The organism is Dermacoccus sp. CCH2-D9 (assembly GCF_001556795.1).
GTDB classification, from domain to species: domain Bacteria; phylum Actinomycetota; class Actinomycetes; order Actinomycetales; family Dermatophilaceae; genus Dermacoccus; species Dermacoccus nishinomiyaensis.
The window spans coordinates 1-3,669 of sequence record NZ_LSJT01000080.1; the positions used below are offsets into that span (position 1 = coordinate 1).

At 68.8% G+C, this 3,669-nt stretch carries 2 protein-coding genes and 1 pseudogene; 1 reads left to right on the forward strand and 2 read right to left on the reverse strand.

From position 1 onward, the window contains the following. Nucleotides 1-29 precede the first annotated feature (29 nt). Nucleotides 30-401, reverse strand: coding sequence for a hypothetical protein (locus tag AX669_RS07010; protein WP_062257473.1), 372 nt, complete (start codon nt 399-401; stop codon nt 30-32). Nucleotides 402-831: 430 nt separating this feature from the next. Here AX669_RS07010 and AX669_RS07015 point away from each other — a divergent pair, with 430 nt between their 5' ends. Beyond that, complete coding sequence (locus AX669_RS07015; RefSeq protein ID WP_062257474.1) at nt 832-2,637, forward strand: long-chain-acyl-CoA synthetase; 1,806 nt, start codon at nt 832-834, stop codon at nt 2,635-2,637. Between the two features lie 143 nt (nt 2,638-2,780). Here the strand turns inward: AX669_RS07015 and AX669_RS13905 are convergent. Next, nucleotides 2,781-3,597 (reverse strand): annotated as a pseudogene (locus AX669_RS13905) (LysE family transporter). Nucleotides 3,598-3,669 lie beyond the last annotated feature (72 nt).

Consider the following 3,669-nt stretch of genomic DNA (forward strand, 5'->3'; position numbering starts at 1 on the left):
AAAGACTGGGGTTGAGTAGTTCAAGACCATCACGCATTTCTACGTCCACCACAAACACCCTGACCCCCGCCGCCCCTGCGAATGCTTGTACGGGTGCGGATAGACACGTACATGACGTTGCCCACTCCCTCGGGGTTGGCCGTCGGCGTCGTGTCGCCCTCACCGCGGCTCGCACCCTGCGGCATCTCGACGAGCGCGACGTCGCGGTGGCCGAGGTCGTACAGGTACGTGGCCAGGGTGCGCAGCGCGGCGCGTTCCATCGTCAGCTGCAGGACACCGTCGATCGCGGGGTAACCCGTGCCGGCGAGCGGGATGCGGCGATGGCGCAGGTGGTCCAGCACCGCCGCCGAGACATGCCCGCCGAGCGGGAAGACGACGGCGTCGCGGGGGATGCCGGACATGCGTCGCACGACCTCGTGCTCATCGCTACCCTACGCCAGGATGAGCAGGATGCCGCTCGAGTTCTGGCCCAGGTGCTGCGCGAGACCGTCGAGCACGCTGACGGCGAACGGGTCACTGAACGAGTTGAGCAGTCGCCCCTCGGCGAAGACACCGACGATGCCGGAGCGTCCCTGTCGCAGGGACGAGGCGAGCGGGGGTCGGGGCTGCCGGAATCGAGATCCTCGGCGGCCTCGAGGACGCGCTCATGCGTCGCGTCGGCTTCGCATCGTCCACCACGGCCGGGGGGATGGCAATTCTGTGCAGGCACCCATCGATGTGGGACGGGCTGAGCGGTATCCGTCACGTGGTTACTGAAGCGTAGGTAGGGTTGGGGGATCGCGGCGCGGACCGCGACACCGGAGCTGACGACGGCCGAAGGAGACCACAGCGATGACGACCTCACGGACCCGGGTGACGCTGCTCGACGTGGCGCGCGGGGCGCTGACGATGACGCCCGACATCCCCCACGTCGCCAAGCATCTGCCGTCCTTACTGCTGCGTCGATCGGGCCGCGCCATGTCGATCGGCTCGGTATTCGAAGGGCTCGCCGAGCGGCACCCGCAGCGTCCGTTCGTCGTGGCCGACGAGGGGCGCCTCACCTACGCAGAGGCCAACGAGCGTGTCAACCGGCTCGCGTGGGTGCTCAAGGACGCTGGGGTGCGTCACGGGGACGTCGTCGGGCTGATGTCGCACAACTCGATCGACATGCTGCTCGTGATGCTCGCGACCGTGAAGCTCGGCGCCGTCAGCGGGCTGCTCAACTACAACCAGCAGGGCGATGTGCTCGCCCACAGCCTCGGAGTACTCGACGCCCGCGTCATCGTCGCCGAGCCGTCGTTGCTCGAGGCGGTGACGACGTGCCTCGCGGGGGAGGGCTCAGCGAACACCGCACCGTCGTCGGATACCGGGCGCCACGCGGACGTCGTCGGGCTCGACGAGCTCGTCGCACAGGCGACGAACGCGCCTACGGCGGCGGCGCAGAACCCGCCCGAATGCGCGCAGGTGCGCGGCAGCGACAAGGCGTACTACATCTTCACCTCCGGCACGACGGGCATGCCGAAGGCCTCCATCATGAGCCACCATCGGTGGCTGCAGTCGTACTCGGGCCTCGGCGGGCTGGGCGTGCGGCTGCGCGAGGGCGACACTCTCTACTGCTGCCTGCCGCTGTACCACAACAACGCCGTGACGGTCGCGCTCGGAGCCGTGCTCAACGGCGGCGCGTGCTTCGCCATCGCGCGCAAGTTCTCCGTCTCCAACTTCTGGGACGACGTCATCCGCTTCGACGCGACGTCGTTCGTCTACATCGGCGAACTGTGCCGCTATCTGCTCGGCCAGCCGCAGCGGGACGTTGACCGGGCGCACCGCATCCGCGTCATCGTCGGCAACGGCCTGCGGACCGACATCTGGGCCGAGTTCCAGGAGCGCTTCGGCATCGCGCGCATCGCCGAGTTCTACGGGGCGAGCGAGTGCAACATCGCGTTCATCAACGCCTACAACATCTCCGAGACGGCCGGCACGTGCCCACTGCCGCACAAGGTCGCCGCCTACGACCCGGAGACGGGCGGCGCGGTGCGCGACGGGAACGGGCGGCTGCGTCAGGTCAAGGTCGGCGAGGCGGGCCTGCTGCTCGCCAAGGTGACGAAGGCCCAGCCGTTCGACGGGTACACCGACGACGACGCCACCGAGAAGAAGCTGCTGCGCGACGGTTTCAAGGACGGCGACTGCTGGTTCATCACCGGCGACCTCGTGCGCCGGCAGGGGCTCAACCACGTGGCGTTCGTCGATCGGCTCGGCGACACGTTCCGGTGGAGGGGCGAGAACGTCGCGACGACGGAGGTCGAGGCGGCCCTCGAGCGGCTGCCGTTCGTCGAGGACTGCGTCGTCTACGGCGTCGAGGTGCCCGGCTGCGACGGGCGAGCCGGCATGGCCGCCGTCGTGCTGCGCGAGGGCGAGCCCTTCGACGCCATGGCGGCCGTCGCGCTCAACGAACGCCTGCCGAAGTACGCGGTGCCACTGTTCGTGCGCGAGGTCGATTCGCTCGAGCACACCTCGACGTTCAAGTCGCGCAAGGTCGAACTGCGCGACGCCGGGTTCGCCGGCGTGGGTGACGACCGCGTGTGGGTGCTGATGCGTGACGGCTACGTGCCCTTCTACGGGAGCTACCCCGAAGACGTCGCAGCAGCGCGTCAGCCGTGAGGGGTTGAGCTTCGCCGTCGGCCGGCCATGTGGTCGTGCGTCAGCTGTGAGGGGTGGAGCTTCGCGTCAGCCGGCCATGTGGTCGCGCGGCAGCTGTGAGGGGTGGAGCGTCGCGTCGGCGTGGTGGTTCAGCGTGTCGGGCGTCAGAACGATGCGGTGGCGAGCTTGACGGCGAACAGGCAGAAGGCCGTCCCCGCGGCGAGGTGTGCGCCGGCGACGACGCGCGGGCGTCCTGCGACGCGGTGGCCGAGCCGCGAACTGATGGCGATGACGGCCGCGAGGTAGATGAGGCTGATGATCTGCATGATGACGGCGAGCACCCCGAAGTTGACCCACAGGTGCGGATCGCCCGGCGTCACGAACTGCACGAAGAACGCGGCGAAGAACAGGATCGACTTGGGGTTGAGCATGCCCGTCACGATCGAGCGGCTGAACGGGGACGCCGCGATGCCGGCGTCATCGGGGGCCGCGCCTGTGTCGATGGGGTTGAGCGAGTCGTCCGTGGCGTCGGCGCGCGTCAGCGCTCGATGTTCGCGCAGCAACTGCACCCCTCGGCGCAGCAGACCGAACCCGAGATAGACGAGGTAGGCGCCGCCGACGAGCGTCAGCGCGCGGAAGAACAGCGACCCGCCCGTCAGCAGCGTGCCCGCCGGCGACGGCCGCGATCATGAGGATGCTGTCGCTGATGAACACACCGGCGGCGGCCTGCCAGCCGGCGCGTCGCGATACCTGCGCGGCGCTCGTCGCGACGAACAGCGAGTTCGGCCCGGGCAGCAGGATTGGTTGTGACAGCTTGGTCTGGCCCCGTTGTGACGGCTTGATCTGGCCCCGCGTGCGACTTGCCGGGGTGTTGACGGTCTGAACTGGCCCCACCCCTTCACGCTGGTCCCCATCACTGGGAACCAGTCGCGAGGGCAAGGGAGCCAAGATGGGGTCACGAGTGCAGCTGTACGCCGACATCCGCCATGACGCGCGAGTGGAGGGTCTGTCCATCCGCGAGCTCGCGCGCAAGCACGGGGTACATCGCCGCAC